The sequence below is a fragment of the Bacillus sp. D386 genome (genome assembly GCF_006346415.1).
This window is the reverse complement of record NZ_VEMV01000003.1, coordinates 353,827-375,017: the sequence shown is the minus strand read 5'-3', so window position 1 is coordinate 375,017 and position 21,191 is coordinate 353,827. Positions and strand designations below refer to the sequence as shown.

Sequence of the window (21,191 nt, the reverse complement as noted above, 5' to 3'; positions counted from 1 at the left end):
ACTTATCTATTTTACACTACTTACAACCGCTTACCTATATACGGTAAACGTGTTTTCCAAAACAAATAGAAAAAGGGACATTTTCTCCAACAAATGTTAGAGAATAAATGCCCTCTTCTGTTTCCCCATTAGTATCAGTCGGTGAAGAGCTCTGGTCATTACAACATACAATAGTTTAATATCGATCTCATGGTTATCCGAGTATACTTCATTATATGTGACAGCAAATACAGCATCAAACTCCAATCCCTTCGCTAAGTACGACGGTACAATTACTATTTTATCCTTTGGAATAGATGTCGTTTCTTCAAGTAAATAGAGGTCTAGCTCAGTATGCTGTTTAAGAATGGAATTTACAATCGCTGCATCTTCCTCAGTCTTTGTAATAATCGCGAAAGTATTGAATTTTTCTTCCTTTAACTTCCTTACTTGATTAGACATCTGTTCAGCCCATTCCTCATCAGATGTGATCTCTAAAAATACAGGTGGTTTGCCATGTCGAATGATTGGTTCAACCTCCGGAAATGAAGTGGATAGCCGTTTTAATAATTGATTGGCTTCATTCATAATCTCGACGGTTGTTCGGTAACTCTTTTTCAGCTCTCGATAAATGGCTCTTGGAAAAATGGATTTTCTTACTTCCTGCCAGTCGGTTATTCCCCGGTAAGAATGGATGCTCTGCGCCAAATCACCGACAAGGGTAAACATATCTGTTTCCAAAGCTGTTTTAAGCCCTTGAAGCTGCATAAAGCTATAATCCTGCGCCTCATCAATCACTACATTCTTTGCCTTTTTCTCCGGCTTAACTCCATAAATTTTTGCATATAAATACAGAATAGGGCCCAAGTCCTCAAGCTCATATTTTTTCTTAGAAAAGATATTCTGACTGCTTTCGCAAAGCTCTAACGCCTCTTTTTTACTGAGTTTATGATCTGAGTATTGAACCAGCCTGTCCGGGTCGCTGTATAATTCTTTATAAAGTGTCCATATATCTCTCTTATCAAAATAGCTCATATAATCCTGGACGGCTTTTTTGATTTCCATTTTCAGATCATTGATCCTCGCCTCTTTTTTATCCAAAGCCAGCGAAATGTATTGCTTCCGCTTTTTCTCATCACCCTTCCAGTTTAAGGCCCTGTCAATTCTGACCTCATAATGCTGAACTACTTTTTTCAGCATTTTATCTTTATTCAAACGTACTTGATTTTGAAGGACTTTTTTTAGTTTCTCGATTCGTTTATAAAGCGGCAAATATGTATACTCATTGTATAAAAGATGATTAAACTGTTTTGCTGTATACAATTTAAACTTATCAACCCGAAAGTCTTCATGCACCATTAAACTGGTTTTTATTTCTTCAACATAATGGTCAAGCACCCCTTGAAATAGAGAGGAACCTTTGATGCTTGAGATGTGAACGAATTGTTGATCCTTGAGGATGTCACAAAGCTTAGTATCCTCTGTCAATTTAATTTTCTTCCCCAGCACCTCTTCCACATATCCCTGAAAGGTCATTTGCCTTACTTTCTCAACACCGAGTTCCGGGAGTGCCTCTGAAATATAATCAAGGAATAAAAAGCTTGGTGCTAAAATTAATAATTGCTCAGGCTGGAATACATCTTTATAGTGATACAAAAAATATGAAATACGGTGCAAAGCAATAGTTGTCTTCCCACTTCCTGCAGCTCCCTGCACAATAATAGGTTTATTTAAATCCGCTCGTATGATTTGATTCTGCTCCTCCTGAATCGTTGCAACAATCTCTGTTAATCGATTGGCAGAACTGCCGGCAAGAGACTCCTGCAATAATTCATCCACCGTCGTAACATCGATATCCCGTATGTCAAGCAACTCTCCATCCTCAATGATGAATTGCCTTTTTAGACTAATGGTTCCGTCATAAGTTTCACCTTCTGATGTGTAACTCACTTCTCCCAACCGGCCTTCATAGTATAAATTAGCAATAGGTGAACGCCAATCGATGATCAATTGCTCCTGATTGTCACGTTGGAATAAGGATGTCTTTCCAAAATAAAGCTTCTCCATTCCGCCAGCCTCACGAGAAGTGAAATCAACCCGCGCAAAATATGGTTTAGGTATCGCCTTAATTAAACTTTCCAGTTCGGACCTTGATAGCTGATAGAAGCTTGCACTCGTTAAAAGCTGCGAATACCCCGCACTCTCTACCCAGTCTTCATCTTTAAAAATGTCCTTCATTTTTTCCATAAATTGTTCTTTGTTTGTTTCAGCTGTATCAATGACAACCTGCATGTATTTTTTTATAAATTCGAGCCGTTGTTTCTCCTCTTCAATCTCCTGATTTATACTACTTATCACTCTTTCACCTATCCTTTCTTTATATATTTCAAGAATTCCTGTTTGAAAGACTAAACAAATCACCATACTGCTTATTGGAGGTGGAATCATGTACAGAAATCAAATCGCTTTGGTCTTTTCTGATTTTGGGTTAGATCATCTTTATTTAAAATTTGAAGTGCCGCTTGAAGTTCATGGAATATTGAATGACCCGGAGACGTGTGAAATAATGGAACAATTTTTGTCCGTGTATGACTTTAATTCACAGGAACCTCTCTTATTTGATGAATTTTTCACTCATTTTAAGATATTTAAACGAATAATTACATTCACTAGTGATTTACCCATCCATTATATTGATTTATATAAACCGAGCAGTGAAATCTCTTACTAAATTGATTTTGGGATTTTGCAGGTGACGTTATATTCATACACCCGATACGACAAAATAACCAGACAATCGTTTCATGATTGCCTGGTATTCTTCTTAACGTTATTCACAATAAGTATGGCCCAAATAAACAGGTCATAACTAATAAATTATAGCCTATGTAGTAAAATAATCCAGCAAATAAACCTGTATCTTCCTTCATCACCCAGCGATAGATCATATACGTAACAATACTGATGATTAAAGGCCAAATAATCAAGCTACCATCGAAGTTTAAATATGATGGAGCCGCAAAGAATGACCTTTCTGATAAGACCTCATTCAGCATATAGATCATAGTACCGATATAGAGCAGAATTCCCACCGGCTCTACCCAACTGCGTTCATTCCTTTCGAAAATATCACTCTTGATAAACGACAGGATTCCGTAAAAGACCAATGGAGGAACAACCCATACTAGTCCAAGCACTAGCATAAAAAAGCCGCTGAATATGCCAGAAATAGAATAATATAGAGCGGAGGTATAATCTTCTTTGGTTATTTTTTGTGAAGATTCGATATATCGATCATCATCCGTTGTGCCGTTCAACACATATTCCTTCCCATCAAACGTTTGCCAAGTTATATAATTCTGATCAAGCCATTGAGGTCTGGCAGGTGTGTCTTCCGTATTACTTCTCCTCTCAGCTACCCAGGCTCCTTTTTGCTGCGTGGCATAGTAAACATTATACCCAGAACGCTTTGCAACTCGACTGCCCTCAGCAACAAATAAAATTGCCGGCTTATCATCCTGGTAGGAAATCTGCAAATATCGAGGATTATCTAACTCACTCCCATTCTTCTCATCATAAAAAGTATACTTCTCATTTTTTTCAACTTTTGAAGTAGCTAAATCAAAGCTTAACTCCAACGCTTGATAGGCCCTTTGTCCCTGTGCCATCGAATATTTTTCGATAATAGCTGTAGCTTTTTTGTCTCCGGCATCATAGATGATATTCTCAATTGTTTCCCCGCCAGTTGCTGAATGCTCGAGCAGCTCTTTTAATTTTCCATTATACAATGAATAAAAATGAACCTCGGAATCAGATATTTGAAGTCCTACTAAAAAGGACTTACCATTTTTAGCCTGCAATCCTGTGTAAATAGGTTGATCATATGTATGTATAAGCTTTGTTTGACCTGTACCTGCATTATATTCTTTTAGTTCATTCTGATTCCAAAAGAGAACTCCAGCTTGGGTAGGTGAAAAAGAAGTAATGTCTTGAGCGATTACCTGATCCGTTCCCTCTTGGTTGATGGTTAACTTATCATCATCCATATAAATCAGCTGACCCTCGGACGCCCAAATTGGTTCTGCCGGCGCCACTTCGGCTTGGATAGATTCTTCTTTTAACATGTTGAAATTTTGATCCAATACTTTGTGAGAAACATCTGTCTCATCCGGCATAAAAATGTGTAACTCATCATCTATTTGATAACTGTAATATTCCATTGGATATTTTGATGATGCTTTCAAATTGCTTGATCTTCCCCACCCATCATCAGGCAGAGTTGTTTCCAGTCTTACATTGTACACATAATAAAGCAGCAACATGATAAAACCTGTAATAATTGGTATAATTATAGCCTTCTTACTCAAATGAATCCCCCTTAATCTCTAGATCTTTATACTCATTTAAATAATATCACTATATTAGTTTAATTTGGTAGAATTTTCAATAAATTATAATAGTTTAAATTTTACATTTATTTATTAAACAAATCTTGTTAACTTCCCATAAAATATGTTAACCTATTATTTAAATTGGTTTACTTATTTTTCAGTTGAGGTGACTGTCTATGGCTCATGATAAAACGAAAAAGCTAGTTCTCGCAGCAATGTGTGCATCCATCATCTGTCTGTTAGCCCAAATCACCATTCCTTTGCCTCTCATTCCTATTACAGGACAAACATTAGCCGTTGGGATTGTGGCAACCATCTTGGGATCCAGACACAGTACGATTACAGTATTAGTCTATTTAACACTCGGTCTTATAGGCTTACCTGTATTCTCTCAATTCACAAGCGGATTAGGTATTTTATTTGGACCAACGGGCGGTTACTTAATCGGATTCATTCCGACAGCCTTTCTGATTGGGCTATGGTTAGAAAAAACATCCTATACATACAGTCAAGCTTTTTTCGCAAACCTAATCGGTATGTGTATCACCTTAACCGTTGGATGCGTTTGGTTAAAACTATTTGCAGCACTTACCTGGCAGGAAGCTTTAGTAACAGGTATTTATCCTTTTTTACCAGTCGGCATCATTAAAGCATTCCTAGCCGCATGGTTCGGCATCACTATAAGGCAGCGCTTGAACTCTGCTAAACTATTACCAGCTCAAGCAAAAAGATACTCCTCCCTTTGAATTAGGTGGAGTATCTTTTGCTATATTGGGAAGGTATTATCTGTAAGCCGATATAAAGTATGTTTTTATCAGCTTCTCTATTACTGATTATATTTCTACTAGTTATCATAAAAGCAACTAGATACTCCATAGAAAATATGCAAAACTATATAATTCGTGCTGTAAAACCAAATAAAAGGCACCCTATTTGAGTGCCCACTAGTCAACATTTCCTCTATACTCCTTTCATTTTTTCTTAAAAACAAATTTTATTTAAAGTCACACAAAAGATTATCCATCAACCAATATATGTAAAGGATTAAATGGAACTTTGTAGAATTATATATTGAGCAATAATTTATATGAAATTAGGTGAAGAGATTTTGAAAAGCAGCATATGGGATAAAGATGTAGGTTACAAACCACTACCGGTCACTGATTCAATTATTGAAATGGCCGAAAAAAAGCTGGGTGTTAAACTTCCAGAATCCTACATAAAATTATTAAAAGATCAAAACGGCGGGAGTATCATCTACAATGCTCATCCCGCTCCCAAGCATGAAGTATTTGACGATTTATTCATAGAAGTAGAATACCTCGATGGAATTGGCAAAAATGGAGGAATACTAGATAGTGAAGAATTAATAGAAGAATGGAAAATGCCTAAAGGCCTTGTTTTGTTTAATGGTGATGGTCATTACTGGCTGGCCTTTGATTATCGGCATACTTCTTCAAATCCGCCAATTGTGTACGTAGATAATAATGATGAGATTTCACAAGTAATAACACTCGCTAGAAACTTTGACGATTTTCTAGAAAACTTATATGTAGGGAAATAGAATTACCAGATGACGAAGACTATTCTATTGTGACATATAGTAAGGAAGACTTTGAATCGTTAATCGAACAAGATGATGCTGAAACACTTTCTGAAATTATCCAATTTGATACTATTGATGAGGAAGCAGATTTAGATTGGTATGGCGAAAAGTTATTACAATTGAGCGAACATCCTGATGATGATTTAAGTATCTCTATAGCTAATAAAATTTGGAATGATTATACTTACCAATTTAGTGAAGATACCTTAAAGAAATTCATTGAACTATTTAAAAATGATACAGATTCTGATGTGAGAAGCTATGCTGATATGATTACAGAAAAAATTAATTACTCTATAGAAGATTTAAAGATGGAAATGGTAAGAGAAAATACTGATTATGGTTACAATGTCGTATCCAGCTTTATGTATAAAGACAATAGCTACCATGTTATACAGAAAGATAATAAATGGATATTGGAAAGTCTCACTGGTGCAGATCAGTCATTCGATTCAATAGAACAATTCTTTAAAGAGGCAACATTGGGGGGAATCCCTCTTACCGATGCTTGGGTAGAAGTTAAGATAATATAAGCTTTTTTAAGAAAAGAAAAAATTACAGTGTACTAATTAGAGCACTCTAACCTATAAAAAGATCCTGACCTCTAAAGTTGATCGGGATCTGATTATTTTGGATTATTTCCCTTCACATATCTAGACGATAAAACATATCCAGAGATCCTCCTTTATCTAATCTTCATCAATTCTTATTTATCTACCATTTTGTAATTTTCAAAGTGCCAACTCAATAACAACTATTATTTTCTTTTGAGCATCCATTGGTAAACTAACCTTCCACCCTATTGGAATGGCATTGTTCGTTAAATTATTCTTAAATACCAGGTGTAACATTATATATTTTTCTACAATAAACTCTCGTTTCACTCTCTATGCTTATCTCATTTATTAAGTATGGGTCAATTCAGTCCTTCTACTGATTGATATTTAATAAATATTTCCAAATATTATTGTATAATCTGTTCTAAATACTGTAAAATTTAATTGTCTGAATATTTAACGGTTTCTATTTAGGGGTTTTGTTATTTTGCGCAGATACTACTCAAAGGGGGATTTTTTAATGGGTTGGGATTACGAATATGATGTAGTAGTAGTCGGTTCTGGAGCAACAGGTTTTTCTGCCGCCATTACTGCAAAAAAAGAGGGATTAAGTACACTGCTAATTGAAAAGGAAAAGCATTTTGGAGGAGCTTCTGCTTTATCAGGCGGCGGTGTATGGGTTCCGAATAACAGATATTTAGTTGAGGCTGGTGTAGCCGATAGTTTTGAAGAGGCTAAATTATATTTAGATTCCACTGTAGGTGATTTAGTAAGTGATACAATTAAAGAAACCTATTTGAAAAAAGGGATCGAAATGCTGGATTATATGCATAATTTAAGCCCACATATGAGATTCTCCTATGCAAATAATTACTCTGACTATTACCCGACACATCCGGGTGGAAAAGGGATCGGCCGGTCGATCGAGCCCAAAGTAATTGATTTAAATAAATTAGAAGATTGGAAGAGCAAGCTTCTCCCTCCTGCTATGGATACAAAAGGTTTCGTTATGACAGGACAGGATTTCGTTAAAGTGAATATGATCACCAGGTCCTGGGCAGGAAAAAGAGCTTCTTTAACACTTGGATGGCGATTAATTAAGCATAAATTATTCAAAAAAGATTATGCCGCATTAGGTAGAGCTTTAATAGCTCGATTGGCTCTAACTTACAAAGATTTAAACGGTGAAATTTGGCTTGATTCACCATTTGTTGATTTTATTTACGAAAATGATAAAGTAACAGGCCTAATCGTAAACAAAAACGGTAAACAAGTAACAATCAAAATCAATAAAGGCTTAATTTTTGGATCAGGTGGATTTTCTCGGGATCAAGAAAAGAGAGATAAATATCTTCCAAGTCCACAAGATGTGAGTTGGACAAGCTCACCAAAAGGTCAAACTGGTGATATTATTGAGCCTTTCGCAAAATTGAATGCGAAGTTTGGTTTAATGGACAGAGTTTGGGGTGCACCTACTGTCATTAATCATTTGGGTATGCCATTTTTCTTAGTAGCGGATAGAGGCTTGCCGAATATGATTATCGTTGACCAAGACGGAAATCGATATATTAATGAACCGACTCCATATCATGAATTCGTTGATAAAATGTATGAACATAATGAAAAAACAGACGGTAAAGCCATCACTTCCTGGATTATTTTAGATGCAAGAGCCAAGAAAAGATATATATTTACTGGCCTATTCCCCGGGCAAGATTTCCCTCAAGCATACTATGAGAATGGTGTTGTTTTGAAAGGAAATACAGTCGAAGAATTAGAAAACAAATTAAATATTCCACAAGGAAATTTAGTTAAAACAATGAACAGATTCAATGAATTTGCACGAAACGGAAAAGATTTAGATTTCCATAGAGGAGAAACACCACATGATCGATATTACGGCGATCCTTCTTTGCCAAATCCAAATTTACTTGAAATCAATGAGGCCCCCTACTATGCAATGAAAGTCTACCCAGGGGATATCGGCACTAAAGGCGGGGTAGTTACAGACGAATTAGCAAGGGTTGTCAAAGAAGACGGCACTGTATTTGATAATGTATACGCTTGTGGTAACTGCTCATCATCCATTATGGGGCATTCTTACCCTGGGCCAGGAGCAACATTGGGACCAGGTATGACCTTTGGTTACGTAGCTTCCATGCACTGTAAGGATAAAAAATAAGAGACTTTTTAAACCCAGACAAAAGCATTTGAACAGCTAAAGTTCTTATGCTTTTGTTATTTCTATCAATATCTTTCTTCTTTTATACAAAAGGAAAAATACCTCCATTTTTAAAATGGTTAACCGTACTAAAGACCGTTCCATGGTAATACAGACAAAAAGAACAACCAGATACTTGTTCTTTTTTACTCAGTGCTTCATTCACGTTTTTTAGATTCTTTGGAAATTCATATGCCAGTTCTCAAAAAAATTATTCATGTTGTTCTCCTCCTTCGTTCTTCATTAACGCAACATCTCTAACTGGAAATTATTTGTAAATGGAAATTACAGTAAAATACCTCTCCCTTCCATGCTATAATAAGATCCTAATTTCACCAAAGGAGTGCACAACAGTGATGAAGCGATTTTTCATTATTATGTTTGGAGCGTTGTTGTTGACGGCTTGTTCGAACGCAACAAAAGACACAAACAATGAAACAACTTCTACCACCACTAACGTTCAAGAAAACGATCAGCAGGAAGTCAACTTGGAATTCACCCAAGAAAAATATTATATCGAAACCGGTGATGACACGACCATTTACTACTATGCCGAACTGGAAAATACCAGCAACATCCCAGCAGTGTTGTATTCTTCTGACTTAGCGGCAGAAGACAAAGACGGAAATGTATTAGGTGCCCAAATGGGCGGAAGCAGTTACCCGCACATTGTCAATCCAGGGGAGAAAACCTATATTTCGAATACCCTCTTTATTGAAGAACCTATCAAACAAGAGAACATCGCCAAAGTGTATTGCGTGCCTGAGTATGACAAGGCATCTGAGGAATATGTCGGTGTTAATGTGGAAAACCCTGTATTAAAAGAAGATGAGTACAAAATGTACACAGTAACAGGCAAACTTGTGAATTCGACAGATGAAGAGTTTGATGCATCCTATGCAGCCGTTTTACTAGATGAAAATAACCAAATGGTCGCAGTCTTGTCAGGCTATGCGGACAGCTTGAAAAAAGGCCAACCAAAGCCATTTGAAACGTATGAATATCTGCCAGAAGCGGTAAAAGGAAAAGTCAAAAGTGTAAAAGTGATTTCCTGTAAACATTAAGAAATAAAAGCGGTTCCCTTGTGATCTGATTCAAGAAATTTAGACATATATAATTAGGCTGCTTCAAGACCTGAGTTCTGTATTCAACTGGACTCAGGTCTTTTAATTTCGCCTTCATTTGTTTTTGTGATTGTAATAATGGATATAGTCCGCCATTTCTTTCTCAAAATACTCCAAACTCTTAAATTCCCGGAGAAAAAGAAGCTCGGACTTCAATAAGCCCTTGACCGTATCGGAAAAGCCATTTGATAGTTCTTTTTGTTTATTGTACTTTTTTATACTTTCGCCAGATATTTTTCTTTATAAGACAACCCTTGCCCTAATAGATATGCACCAATCATTTGCATAACCGTTTTCACGATAATCTGACCAATAATTGCAGCTGGTACAGCTGACCAAGGAATATATCCAGCTCCTAATGGGCTTAGTCCTACAATGACGAACACAACTGAATCTAATAAACCACCAACCATTCCACTATAAAAGACACGCCAAGCCATCGGAAGTTTTAAACGTGTATAAATTTCTGTATCTGTTGTTTCTGCGATTAAGAATGATAGCGCAGAGGCTGCGACGATAATTAGAGTATCTCCTAATAAATAAGATGCAGTTGCTGATAATACTAAAGCTAAGAAAATAAAACCATAGGTCCTCTTACGACCAAGTTTATTTTGAACCAAATCACGGAAGATAAAGGTTGCACCAATTAAGAACGATCCCATTGGAATAATGAATATCCAAAATTCTAATGGAGCAAAGCGCGCTGTCAGTACATTTGCCGTTACAATTGATACTAAATAGAATAGAATGCGTATCATATTGATCCTCCTATATGCTGTTTGGTATGTAAATATGTGTGCATTCCTTGCAGACGCAGCTTACAAGCGGGACATTCACCACAGCCGTCCGCTTTAATACCGTGATAACACGTTAAGGTCTTTTCTTTCACAAAATCAAATGCACCTAATTCATCTGCTAAGGACCATGTTTCTGCTTTGTTCAACCACATTAAAGGTGTGTGTATAACAAAGGCTTCTTCCATTGATAAATTGATTGTGACATTAAATGATTTTATAAAAATATCACGACAATCTGGATATCCGCTAAAATCTGTTTCACAAACACCTGTAATAATATGCTTTGCACCAATTTGTCTCGCTAATACACCTGCAAAAGATAAAAATAATAAATTGCGACCCGGTACAAACGTTGATGGCAACTCTCCTTCCGCACCATCCTTCACCTCAATATCAGCGCGTGTTAATGCATTCGGAGCAAGTTGATTAAGTAATGACATATCTAAAATATGATGATGGACGTTTAATTCATTAGCGATTTGTTTTGCACATTCAATTTCTAATGCATGTCGTTGCCCATAATTAAATGTCACAACCTCTACCTCTCCAAAATTTTTCATTGCCCAGAACAAGCATGTCGTACTATCTTGTCCGCCGCTAAACACGACTAATGCTTTTTCTTGCTTCATGATCTTTCCCCCTCCCAAGATAAAAGGATTTTAACGAATTGTGGTAACACTCAGTTAGCGATTATCAATTTTTTCGGGATATAAATCGTGATTCATTAAGCGATGATTTGCGATTTCTTCATATTTCGTACCTGCACGGCCATAGTTACACCAAGGGTCGATTGATATACCCCCGCGTGGAGTAAATTTGCCCCATACCTCGATATAACGAGGATCCAGCAGTTTAATTAAGTCATTCATAATGATATTGACACAGTCTTCGTGGAAGTCTCCATGATTGCGGAAACTAAATAAATATAATTTTAGTGACTTACTTTCTACAATTTTTTTATTTGGAATATACGAAATATACATGGTCGCAAAATCCGGTTGCTGCGTAATTGGGCAAAGACTTGTAAACTCAGGGCAATTAAACTTAACAAAGTAATCACGGTCTGAATGTAAATTATCTACAGACTCTAATACTTCAGGTGCATAATTAAATGCATACTTCACATTTTGATTTCCCAATAACGTTAAATCCTCTAATCCTTCTGTTTGTTGTCGACCAGACATAAATAACCCTCCTTGAATTAGATATCTAATCATTCCAAGGAGGGCCATACTCTTTTTCTATAAAAATAACTACTTAGAAAGTCAAAAAAGCCACGTCCAATATATGGACATGGCGAGAATGACATGTATCCATAGTTTTTTATAGAGGGTATCCGCTATGAACCTCTCCTGAAAATCTTCAGATATTATTTTAATTACATCTTATCATATCACACCCGATAATGGTTATAAAAGGAAAAAAGTTAACAGATGTAAGTTGAATCACGGGTGTTTCATAAAATATGGAGCTGAGCTAAAAATGATAAACACAAGTTAGACGATAAAAGTATTTTGGCAATTTTACACAAATAAATGGCCAGATGACTATTATCTAAAGGTTTGATGGTTTATTAATCAAACTCAATTATTTCTTTCTCCTTCGGTTTTTCATATCATACGAACCAGACTTGTATACAAGTTCTTGTATCGCTATTACTGGTTATGTTACTATTTTATATACTTATATTACGTATCGGAGGAAACATATATGATTATCGATCAGTTATCAAATGCTCCATTATATGATGGAGTGCATCCTAGATTAAAGAAAGCCTTCGCTTTTTTAATGGAAAATGATTTGCAAGCCTTGCCGGTAGGAAAGTATGAAATTGAAAATGACAAGGTCTTCGTAATGATTCAAGAGTATGAAACAAAGCTCATTGAAGACTGTCGCCTGGAAGCTCATTACTCATATACGGATATCCAATACGTCATTAAAGGCGAGGAAAGAATGGTTTATACAAATAAGGAAGATACAGAAGTCGTAGAGGAACAAAAAGAAAATGATGTTATGTTCTTGAATGGCGAGGGTAATCATCTTATCGTGAAAGAAGGATGTTTTGCTGTGTTTATGCCCCAAGATGCTCATATGCCAGGTGTTTGTGTGCAACAACCGCAAACTGTAAAAAAAGCAGTAGTAAAAGTATTGTGTGATTAATGGAAGAGGCAAAATCAATTCATGATTTTGCCTCTCTTAATCTTTGTCGTGATTGCGGAAAGTTTTTCAACGACCTAACTAACACTCCTATATCTGGCACTCGTTATCTTGGAAAGTGGTCTACTTTCTTTCATTTAATAGTTGAGGGTTACACCTTGCCGAAGATTGCCAAAAGACTAAAAATCCATTTGTCTACCGCATTTTACTGGCGACATAAGGTGCTTTTTGCCCTTCGTTCATTGAGATTTCAAACTTTAAAAGGAATTTTCGAAAGCGATGAGACCTTTTTCAAAGAGTCTTTCAAAGGCCGAGAAGTAATTGATAGAAAGGCTAAGAAGCGTGGAGGTAGAGATGAACCAGCCTCAAACATATTTCTACAAGTAGGGGGTGAACAGTTTAGCGGACGGGATCATTTGTCCCACTGCCCCTTACGTTCTACCCTGGCTACTGATAGATTAAATTCAAATGAAAAAAGTTCAACCAGAAAGTTCTGGCTGAACTATATAATACGAACCTGCCCCTTTACTTCAACAAGATATTCAACCACAAAAAAGCATTAATCTTTCTAGGATGAACGCCACTGTTTAATAATTTGGGATCTAACCTGTCCCACTGCTCGGGCAGGAATCGCCCGTCTTTCACTGCCATCCTGTCTTTGTATAATCAACATTGATATATAAAAGATCCTTATTTATAAATTTCTAGCAGCGTCTTTTATAGCCAAATCTCCGAGGAATGAATTTGTTTATTTATTTTTACCGTTTTTTTCGTTGCCGTGTTTAAAGTTCCCTGTAATTTTAGCTAATAAAAGCTGTACTTCCATTATATCTTCTGCTGCATTTAATTTTTCTATAAGTTGCGCAGCCTTCCCATCCTTTACAATTTTGATTTGCTTGCCTTCGTAATAGATGATCACTGTCCCTTTTTTCGTTATTTGGTAATTGAATGGCTCTTCCTTTAATCTGTTGCGTTTATCTATTTCACTCACCATATTACCCCCTAATCGTTCGACAAAATAGCTTACAAGCCATTTTGTATAAATATATTCTCTTTGAGGACATTCTTTCTTGAACTTAATTATAATGCCTTGGTCAAGCTTGATGTCTTTATATATGTCGTTTATTTTCCCGGTGGTATGTAAAACCATTATTATATATATGTCTTTAAAAATAATATAAGTCCTTTTTTCGCTAACCTGCCCCGTTTGTTCAATAAGCTACTATAATCTAACCGTACCATAAAATGGATATAAACCAGCCTTTTTTATAAAGCAACAATCTTTACGAAAACAGCCTATTTTTAAGACGAAGAGTATTTAAAATGGCTTCGATTTGAGAGAACATATTGAAGTTTGACGAACGACAAGCCATCTTGAAATGCTAAAAATCCCTTTTCTCCTAGCAGAAAAGGGATTTGGATTTTGGCTAAAAGACCTTTTTGAAAGTGGTTGAAGCATGGTCGGTCAAAATGTGTGCGGTAGATGAAAGCATATTCCCGACAATAAAGGATAAGAAAGACAACTTATGTTGAATAACGAATTCCTCTAAATGATTGATATAAATTTCATATGGCACATCTGTCAGGATACTCATCGCTCCTGCTCCCAGCATGATCCAAGCCATCACATACAGATATCTGATGATATCTCCAATCACATACCCATGTGTCCAGATGGAGCGATGCTTAAATTTTTGGTAGGGAATCCACATGAACCGTAAGAATCCCCACCTCCGATACGGATTGCTTTTTATATCCAAATCAGGGTTCATCCAATAAGTGCCGAAGAGATATCCTATAATCACGGAAATCCCATGCACATATTGTTGAGAACTGATCAATACGGCCCCAATTCCAATAGCTAAAAATACTAGGTTTATTTTCTTATGCGCTTTTCCGTTTGCCACCCTAATCCTCCGTTTTGTTCTTTTATGACGGTTCTCCTGAACCAGCCATTGTTTTCCATTATAGGGGATAATCAGAGCTGGGAACACATTTTCGCTCAAAACAAGTGTTCGCTCTTCTGTTCGTCGTCGAAAAAACAAAAAAGCCAATAATTTTGGTTTTTTATCTAGGCATGATTCAGAATTGTAGAATGAATTTTCCCAGATTCAAAAGTCGCATTACTTCTTTTGAATAAAAGAAATAATATCAATATATAGAGCTGTCATTTCTTCTGGTGTTTTGTCTAAACCATTTTGAACCCATTGTTCGACTAATCCTAAAAAAGCAGATGTGATAAAAGATAAAAAATATTCCATAGGGGCCTTTAACCTTGCATTAATGCTATCATTTTTCTCTAAATTCAAACGTACTTTTTCTGAAAAGGCATCCCTGAATCTAATATGAAAACCTGCTCTACCATGATCGCTTAAGAAAATTTTTAATATTGGTGCATGCATTTTAATTGAACTAAATAGAGAAGCAGCTATTTGCTCTTGTCCATTTTCAAATGTATGTATGGAAGAGTAGCGAGATTGTAATTCGTCAATATGATTTCCTAAATCTCTAAACAATTGTTGTTCTATTTGATCAAGCAAATCGAATTTATCTTGATAGTGTAAATAAAAAGTTCCTCGATTAATTTGTGCGGTTTTTGTTATATCCCCGATCGTAATTTGTTCAAACGGCTTATTCTCTAAAATTTGCAAAAATGACATTTGAATTAGTTGTTTAGTTTTACGGTTTTTTTCTTCATAAATACTCACAAAAATCCCTCTATTTCTAAAAATGAACAAGCTGTTCACTTTTGTTCATTGCTTCTGTTTATACCTTGATTATAAAATGAATAAATATTACTGAACAATATGTTGTTTATTAAGAAAGGAAGAAATTGATTGAGATTATTTAAAGAAAAATTAGCTTGGGCTGCTCCTATTGCAGTAATTTTAATTATTGCGTTATTCTCATTAAATTTATTTGCTCAAGGTAACCCACAAGTAAGAAATTTACCAGTTGCACTTATAGTAAATGATGAAGGCGTACATGTAGATGCCGTGAAATCGGCAGTTGAACAAATGAGTAAAGGCACTGACGGCGAAGAACCAATGTTAGCTTTTACAAATGAAAAAGAAGAAGATATTGAAGATTTATTTGATGATAAACAGTATTATGCTGCATTAGTCATTCCTGAAGGTTATAATGATACATTGCAAAATGCGCTGACTAACAACTCTCCAGCAACTTTACAGGTATATATTAACCAAGGTTATAACATAACTGGTGCGAACTATGCTAAGACTGCTTTAACTGCTTTAATTACCCAATTAAACAACCAATATTCTTCAAATTTTATTGCGCAAATGGACGGTCAACAAATCGAGGCTAACAAGGCAGCTGTACTTGTGAATCCGATTGTTTCTGAAGAAAAAGTATTCAATGCCGTTACAGCCTCAACTGCAAACGGAAGTGCTCCAACCTTAATGGCAGTTCCTGCTTGGGTAGGTGCGTTAATCGGTGGTTTCATAGTATTTTTAGCTTCTTCAAACATTTTGAAAAAAGAATTATTAACTCGGAAACAAGCGTTACACCTAATGGGAGGTCAAGCATTATTCGGCATAATTATTGCCCTATTCTCTGGTTTTACCGTTGCAACGCTTGGTTTAATCGCTGGTATTAATATGCCTAGCTACTTCTTGGTTGGTTCGTTCGTATCGTTTGCAGCCTTCTGTTTCTTTTTATTAGTCTCCGGAGTAACTGCATGGATCGGTAAACCAGCCATTACCTTATTCATGGTTGTAATGCTGTTAGGTATGGGTGTTTTAATGACACCACAAGAAATGCTTCCTGATTTCTTTGTAAACTTCATTCGCCCTTGGGTTCCTATCCGCTTTGCCTCTGAAGGTTTACGTGAAATTTTCTACTTCGGCAGCGGCTTCTACACTGGCCAATCATTCAACACCATTTTAGGAATTGGTATTGCAGGGTTAGTGATGTATGTTCTATCTATTTTTAAACCAGTGCGTGCAAAAAAAACTAATGCTAAATAAGCTTATTTATAATGATGTGCTCTGACAACATTATAAATATTCGACTTCAGTCATTCCAACTGGATCTGTGCTCTTATATAAATAAAGCTGAATAGAGGCAGGGACATCACTAGATTCAAAATCAAAGCCGGCAGATTTTTACTCCTCGTAAAATTCTGCCGGCTTTTTTGTTCATTCGTAGATTTGTCTCAGCTTTTTATTATAATTCTACAAATTTAAGACCGCATCATATGCTTCGTGTACTGCATCAAGTACTTTTCTAACCTTCACGCTATCACCAACGTTAACAATATTCGTTTTATTTTTTAAAGAGTGATATAGATGATTGTTAGGCGAAAATCCTGCTGCTACCACAACGCTATCACAATCATTCCATTCTTTATTGCCGTTTACCTCAATTTCTACGGCTTGATCTAGTACTTCTGTTACTTTAGCAGATGTTTTAAACGTGATATTTGGGTGCTGCAAAAGCTGGTTTAACATCATTGCATTTTGTATAAATAAAGGTTCAGGTAACATTTTTTCAGCCATTTCGATAATAGTGATCTGCATTCCTTTATTTGCAAGCACAACTGCGGTTTCACAGCCGACTAGCCCGCCGCCAATAACCGATATCTTTTTTCCAAGAAGAGCTTGATTTTGCAGAACGTCTGTTGCTGTGTAAACATGGCTCTTATTCAGTCCCTTGATTGCACTTGGCATTATAGGATTGCCACCGGTAGCATGAACCACCAAATCTGCTTTATAGGATAATATCGCTTCTTCCGTTGCCTCTTTACAATACCTAATCGAGATATTTAACCGGTCAAGTTTTGTCCGATAATAATCGAGAATTTTCATTCCATCCCGCTTAAACGGAGGCATACAGGCATTATGAAAGTTCCCTCCTAGATAGGCTTTTTTCTCCCATATTTCCACATCATGACCTGCTTCTGCAGCAGTTATGGCAGCTTGACAGCCGCCAGGACCAGCACCTATCACTAGAACCCGCTTCGATTCATCTGCTGCTTTCAATTCTTTCAATCCCTCATAGCCCGTAAGAGGATTGACGGCGCAGTTTATGCTCTTACCAGCAGCAACGGTAGCAATACAGCCTTCATTACAATAAATGCAATGTCTGATTTCGTCCGTTCTATTTTCCATCACTTTCTTTGGAAAATTTGGGTCTGCCAAAAACTCTCTTCCAACTCCCGCGATATCAATCCAACCATTTCGAAGTGCAGCTTCAGCCTTTTCAATGTCACCCAGGCGCCCATTTGAAAGAACTGGCAAAGACGTGACAGCCTTAATTTTAGCAGATGAAATCATTTGTGGAACCATATCCTGCTGGTAAATAGGCGGCATTGCTATGTACCAATTATCATGACAGCCAGCGTCAACATGTAATGCATGGACACCCTTGCTTTCTAATAGTTTGGCAATCTCTATTCCTTCTTCAATTCCCCTGTACCCTTCTTCTACTGGCAAGAAATGATCCGGGGTAAATTTAACAAGGAGAGGGAAGTCACTTCCAAGGTCTTCCTTGATGACATCGATTATTTCTGTTAAAAATCTCATCCTGTTTTCAAAGCTTCCGCCATATTCATCCTGGCGGATATTCCATCGTTTGGTCATGAATTTATCTGTCAGGTACCCGCCATAAGCATGGATTTCAATGGCGTCTGCTCCTGCTCTCTTCGCTAATTTTACTGTTCTCGAGATTTCACCTTGTATAAACTTAATTTCATCAATCGTCAATTCTTCAAAGGTTATATTAGCACCGGGATACAATGGTAAAGCTGATGCTGAAGCAGGCTTTAGCCTGCCCTCTCCTATACCACCTAATCCAATTCCGGGCACCACTTGAAGGCAGATTTTACAATCAAATTCATGGGCCCTATCCACTAGCTCTTTAAAGCCTGCAAAACTTTCTTCTGTCAATGTGGATGCAGGGGTATGGCCATCGATAGCTTCTGTTGCAATAACGGTTGTCATCACCATCGATGCTCCGCCCTTTGCTCTGGTAACATAGTAATCTACTGTTCTTGGATCAAAATTTCCGAGTTCTGCTCCCATTGGAACCATAACAAATCTGTTTTTCAGTTCCAAATTTCCGACTTTAATAGGTTCTAATACCAACATTTTGTGGCCACCTCATTAAAAGGGACGAATTCGATCAAAACCATGCCAGAAGCGTCCCCTTGCTTTCATATATTATTAGATAATTTTATGTGATATATTTCACATAAAGAATGATGACTGGATTTTAAAGATAAGTACCATCCATACAATTATTGTAAATTTTTCCATAAATTTAATCAATGTGATTTAAACGCTTTATTTGTACGGTTTGTGAAAAAAACAGCAGTCATACTCTGCGTGACTGCTGTTTACACAGGTTTTAGAACATATTATGATTTCTTATATTGTTTATTCATTTCTATATAACTTTAAATCGGATAAAGATATGCTATATTCCTGCTATAACAGAAGGTGTTGCAATTGTATGCCATAAGTTAGCACTGATAGCGCTGTTTCTTCATCCTTTTCCCGGCCATCAAAATAGAGAATCTCTTGTTCTAATTCTTCCAACTCGTTTATCCTGCCTTTAAGGTAGTCATTGAGCCGGTTAATGGCGGATTGAATCCGCTGCAGCAGGCCGCCCAACCGAAGATCGAATACATCAAGACCGAATATTTTATTCTCTTCCATCCACTACGTTTGATAAGCTTTCATGAATTCCTCTGCTAACTTTTTCATTTCAGGTAAGAAGGTATTACAATAGTCCTCCATAATTTCACGATTTTGATTATGATAGGCTTGCCGAATGTTTATCCCTGCCTCACACTTAATTGCTAATAAACTGCTTAAGGAATACTGTGTCAGAAACAATGCCTGCCAATCGGGATTTCTATTGATACACTTTTTAAAACGATCTGCACAGTTTTGAAAGTGCGAAGCATACTCATTAGGTATCACATGTCTATCAAATAACCCGAATAATACATCTTGATACAATAGATACTTAGCCGGGTTAATTGAATGGTTATTCGGCAATTTATTACCAGGTACCATCATCGTCATATCCAAGCTCATAAAATCAGAGTAATTCCCTCCGACACATGTGGTAAAGCGCTCCTCCAGGCGGCTTGTTTCAGCATTATCCGTATAACAAAGCTCTGCCCAAAGCTGTAAGGTCGGAAGTATGGAATAAATTGATGCTTCCGCGCCGTTATCACCCCAGGCTGTAATAAATACATCTTTAACTCCATTACGAAGGCAGCTTTTATGAGCAATTTCACCTGCATGATGACTAAAATGATTATTTGAGGAAAAGCCAGTCCATTTCCAAGCGCCGCCAGCAAAAATTATGTTGTTACTGAGTTGTTTATGTTTTTTCAACATACCATCATATTTTTCCGACTCAACCGAATAGTAATCCCAATAAACTAATGATATGTCATCTGGGATCATTTCTATAACATCCTCTCGAATTGGGCTTTCGGTATCGTAATACTCTCCCGAACTCGCCAACCGGAAAAACATATCACTCCACATCATCGGCTCATAGCTGTACTTTCTGGCAATTTCCATCAAGCGGCCAAAATGCTTAAGCAACAAAGTCGACCGGTCCCGAAAACCATGTTTATCCAGATACTTGCCAAGCCCGACCATATGGGCCTCATCCATTCCGATATTGATTTTTCTGCTGGAAATATGTTTGGACATAGTCCTGAACATTGCATCAATCAAATCGTACGTTTTCTCTTCATCAATAAGCAGGATATCATCACAATCCACGATATCGGAAAATGTCTCCCATTTTAATGCTGTACCCAAATATGCCAGCGTTTGAATACAGGGAATCAGCTCGATTCCGAAGCTGCTTGCATACAGATCCATACTTTTTAATTGTTCTCCCGAATAACGGCCACGCATATAGCCAAAATACGGATACTCTTTTATCTCATACGTGTCTTCAGTATATAGCTGCACAGAAGAATACCCCATTAAGGCCAAATGTTTGATCAACTTTTGAAAGGTTTCGACTTTTAAAACGGCATTTCTGGAGCAGTCAATTAAGACCCCAAGGGAATTATAAACTGGTTTCTCCGAAGAGCTCATCCTTTTTCATCCCTTCTATCAATAGGCCTAGTGCACGGAAGAATTGGCACGGTTCTTGATAGGCAATCGTTCCACTTTTACCATCATATTGAACGTGAATTCCAGATTCTGAAGATTCCACTAAAATGGTAATCCCATTGTCTGATTGCTTGATGTTTAATAGATTTAAGATTTCCTGAGAAGCTGAATCCAATTGCTCATCCAACCCAATTAATTGTATTTGCATGGCTACCTCCACCTCTATTCAAAATCAGCGAAATCCTAAT

18 protein-coding genes, 3 pseudogenes and 1 riboswitch are annotated in these 21,191 nt (G+C 36.8%); of the genes and pseudogenes, 9 read left to right on the top strand and 12 right to left on the bottom strand.

Annotation, left to right across the window (positions count from 1 at the left end; translation table 11 throughout):
• Nucleotides 1–96: 96 nt before the first annotated feature.
• Entirely contained in the window at nt 97–2,337 is a 2,241-nt protein-coding gene (gene helD, locus FHY45_RS10650; protein WP_257469025.1) for an RNA polymerase recycling motor HelD, read from the bottom strand.
• 88 nt (nt 2,338–2,425) lie between these two features.
• On the opposite strand from helD, the gene FHY45_RS10645 reads away from it, so the two are divergent.
• Nucleotides 2,426–2,710, top strand: coding sequence for a hypothetical protein (locus FHY45_RS10645; protein ID WP_139891853.1), 285 nt, complete (start codon nt 2,426–2,428; stop codon nt 2,708–2,710).
• Nucleotides 2,711–2,813: 103 nt separating this feature from the next.
• Here FHY45_RS10645 and FHY45_RS10640 read toward each other — a convergent pair whose 3' ends face one another.
• On the bottom strand, nt 2,814–4,346 hold the full coding sequence (locus FHY45_RS10640; RefSeq protein ID WP_139891852.1) for a hypothetical protein: 1,533 nt from the start codon (nt 4,344–4,346) through the stop codon (nt 2,814–2,816).
• A 200-nt stretch (nt 4,347–4,546) separates the two neighbouring features.
• Between FHY45_RS10640 and FHY45_RS10635 the strand changes: the two genes are divergently transcribed.
• The 5 genes from FHY45_RS10635 (at nt 4,547) to FHY45_RS10615 (ending at nt 9,818) form a co-directional block, all read left to right on the top strand.
• Nucleotides 4,547–5,116, top strand: a complete 570-nt coding sequence (locus FHY45_RS10635; RefSeq protein ID WP_139891851.1) for a biotin transporter BioY — start codon at nt 4,547–4,549, stop codon at nt 5,114–5,116.
• Between the two features lie 362 nt (nt 5,117–5,478).
• The gene (locus FHY45_RS10630; protein WP_180349954.1) at nt 5,479–5,934 is read left to right on the top strand and encodes an SMI1/KNR4 family protein; all 456 of its coding nucleotides are present in this window, start codon (nt 5,479–5,481) and stop codon (nt 5,932–5,934) included.
• Between the two features lie 29 nt (nt 5,935–5,963).
• Nucleotides 5,964–6,509, top strand: a complete 546-nt coding sequence (locus FHY45_RS10625) for a serpin family protein (RefSeq protein WP_139891849.1) — start codon at nt 5,964–5,966, stop codon at nt 6,507–6,509.
• Nucleotides 6,510–7,053: 544 nt separating this feature from the next.
• Nucleotides 7,054–8,715 (top strand): FAD-dependent oxidoreductase, encoded by a 1,662-nt coding sequence (locus tag FHY45_RS10620; protein WP_139891848.1) that lies wholly within the window; start codon nt 7,054–7,056, stop codon nt 8,713–8,715.
• A gap of 392 nt (nt 8,716–9,107) precedes the next feature.
• Complete coding sequence (locus FHY45_RS10615) at nt 9,108–9,818, top strand: hypothetical protein (RefSeq protein WP_066103422.1); 711 nt, start codon at nt 9,108–9,110, stop codon at nt 9,816–9,818.
• Between the two features lie 64 nt (nt 9,819–9,882).
• Here FHY45_RS10615 and FHY45_RS20935 read toward each other — a convergent pair.
• From FHY45_RS20935 to queF, 4 genes and pseudogenes are all read right to left on the bottom strand, one after another.
• Nucleotides 9,883–10,043, bottom strand: a pseudogene (locus FHY45_RS20935) (IS3 family transposase); the annotation flags it as partial.
• Nucleotides 10,044–10,093: 50 nt separating this feature from the next.
• Nucleotides 10,094–10,633, bottom strand: a complete 540-nt coding sequence (locus tag FHY45_RS10605) for a VUT family protein (RefSeq protein ID WP_066104272.1) — start codon at nt 10,631–10,633, stop codon at nt 10,094–10,096.
• Nucleotides 10,633–11,304, bottom strand: a complete 672-nt coding sequence (gene queC / locus FHY45_RS10600) for a 7-cyano-7-deazaguanine synthase QueC (protein WP_066103419.1) — start codon at nt 11,302–11,304, stop codon at nt 10,633–10,635. Before queC ends, FHY45_RS10605 begins: the two co-directional genes overlap by 1 nt.
• A 54-nt stretch (nt 11,305–11,358) precedes the next feature.
• Nucleotides 11,359–11,859, bottom strand: a complete 501-nt coding sequence (queF, locus tag FHY45_RS10595) for a preQ(1) synthase (RefSeq protein WP_066103416.1) — start codon at nt 11,857–11,859, stop codon at nt 11,359–11,361.
• A 125-nt stretch (nt 11,860–11,984) separates the two neighbouring features.
• Nucleotides 11,985–12,031: riboswitch (PreQ1 riboswitch) on the bottom strand.
• 354 nt (nt 12,032–12,385) lie between these two features.
• On the opposite strand from queF, the gene FHY45_RS10590 reads away from it, so the two are divergent.
• Together FHY45_RS10590 and FHY45_RS10585 are read left to right on the top strand one after the other, a co-directional pair.
• A complete protein-coding gene (locus FHY45_RS10590) occupies nt 12,386–12,835 on the top strand; it encodes a NanQ anomerase/TabA/YiaL family protein (protein ID WP_066103412.1) in 450 nt (149 codons plus the stop codon).
• Nucleotides 12,836–12,876: 41 nt separating this feature from the next.
• Nucleotides 12,877–13,191: pseudogene (locus FHY45_RS10585) on the top strand (transposase); the annotation flags it as partial.
• Between the two features lie 389 nt (nt 13,192–13,580).
• Here the strand turns inward: FHY45_RS10585 and FHY45_RS10580 are convergent.
• The 3 genes from FHY45_RS10580 to FHY45_RS10570 form a co-directional block, all read right to left on the bottom strand.
• Nucleotides 13,581–13,823: a hypothetical protein gene (locus FHY45_RS10580; protein ID WP_066103409.1), complete on the bottom strand. Its 243-nt coding sequence runs from the start codon at nt 13,821–13,823 to the stop codon at nt 13,581–13,583.
• Between the two features lie 436 nt (nt 13,824–14,259).
• Nucleotides 14,260–14,739 (bottom strand): metal-binding protein, encoded by a 480-nt coding sequence (locus tag FHY45_RS10575; RefSeq protein WP_180349953.1) that lies wholly within the window; start codon nt 14,737–14,739, stop codon nt 14,260–14,262.
• Between the two features lie 216 nt (nt 14,740–14,955).
• A complete protein-coding gene (locus FHY45_RS10570) occupies nt 14,956–15,540 on the bottom strand; it encodes a TetR/AcrR family transcriptional regulator (RefSeq protein ID WP_139891846.1) in 585 nt (194 codons plus the stop codon).
• A 129-nt stretch (nt 15,541–15,669) separates the two neighbouring features.
• Between FHY45_RS10570 and FHY45_RS10565 the strand changes: the two genes are divergently transcribed.
• Nucleotides 15,670–16,821, top strand: a complete 1,152-nt coding sequence (locus tag FHY45_RS10565; RefSeq protein WP_139891845.1) for a YhgE/Pip domain-containing protein — start codon at nt 15,670–15,672, stop codon at nt 16,819–16,821.
• Nucleotides 16,822–17,028: 207 nt separating this feature from the next.
• Here FHY45_RS10565 and FHY45_RS10560 read toward each other — a convergent pair whose 3' ends face one another.
• The 3 genes and pseudogenes from FHY45_RS10560 to FHY45_RS10545 form a co-directional block, all read right to left on the bottom strand.
• Nucleotides 17,029–18,942, bottom strand: coding sequence for an NAD(P)/FAD-dependent oxidoreductase (locus tag FHY45_RS10560; RefSeq protein ID WP_139891844.1), 1,914 nt, complete (start codon nt 18,940–18,942; stop codon nt 17,029–17,031).
• 339 nt (nt 18,943–19,281) lie between these two features.
• Nucleotides 19,282–20,925, bottom strand: a pseudogene (locus FHY45_RS21230) (family 20 glycosylhydrolase).
• On the bottom strand, nt 20,897–21,151 hold the full coding sequence (locus tag FHY45_RS10545; protein WP_139891841.1) for a hypothetical protein: 255 nt from the start codon (nt 21,149–21,151) through the stop codon (nt 20,897–20,899). The pseudogene FHY45_RS21230 and the gene FHY45_RS10545 overlap by 29 nt, the downstream one beginning before the upstream one ends.
• Nucleotides 21,152–21,191: the final 40 nt, after the last annotated feature.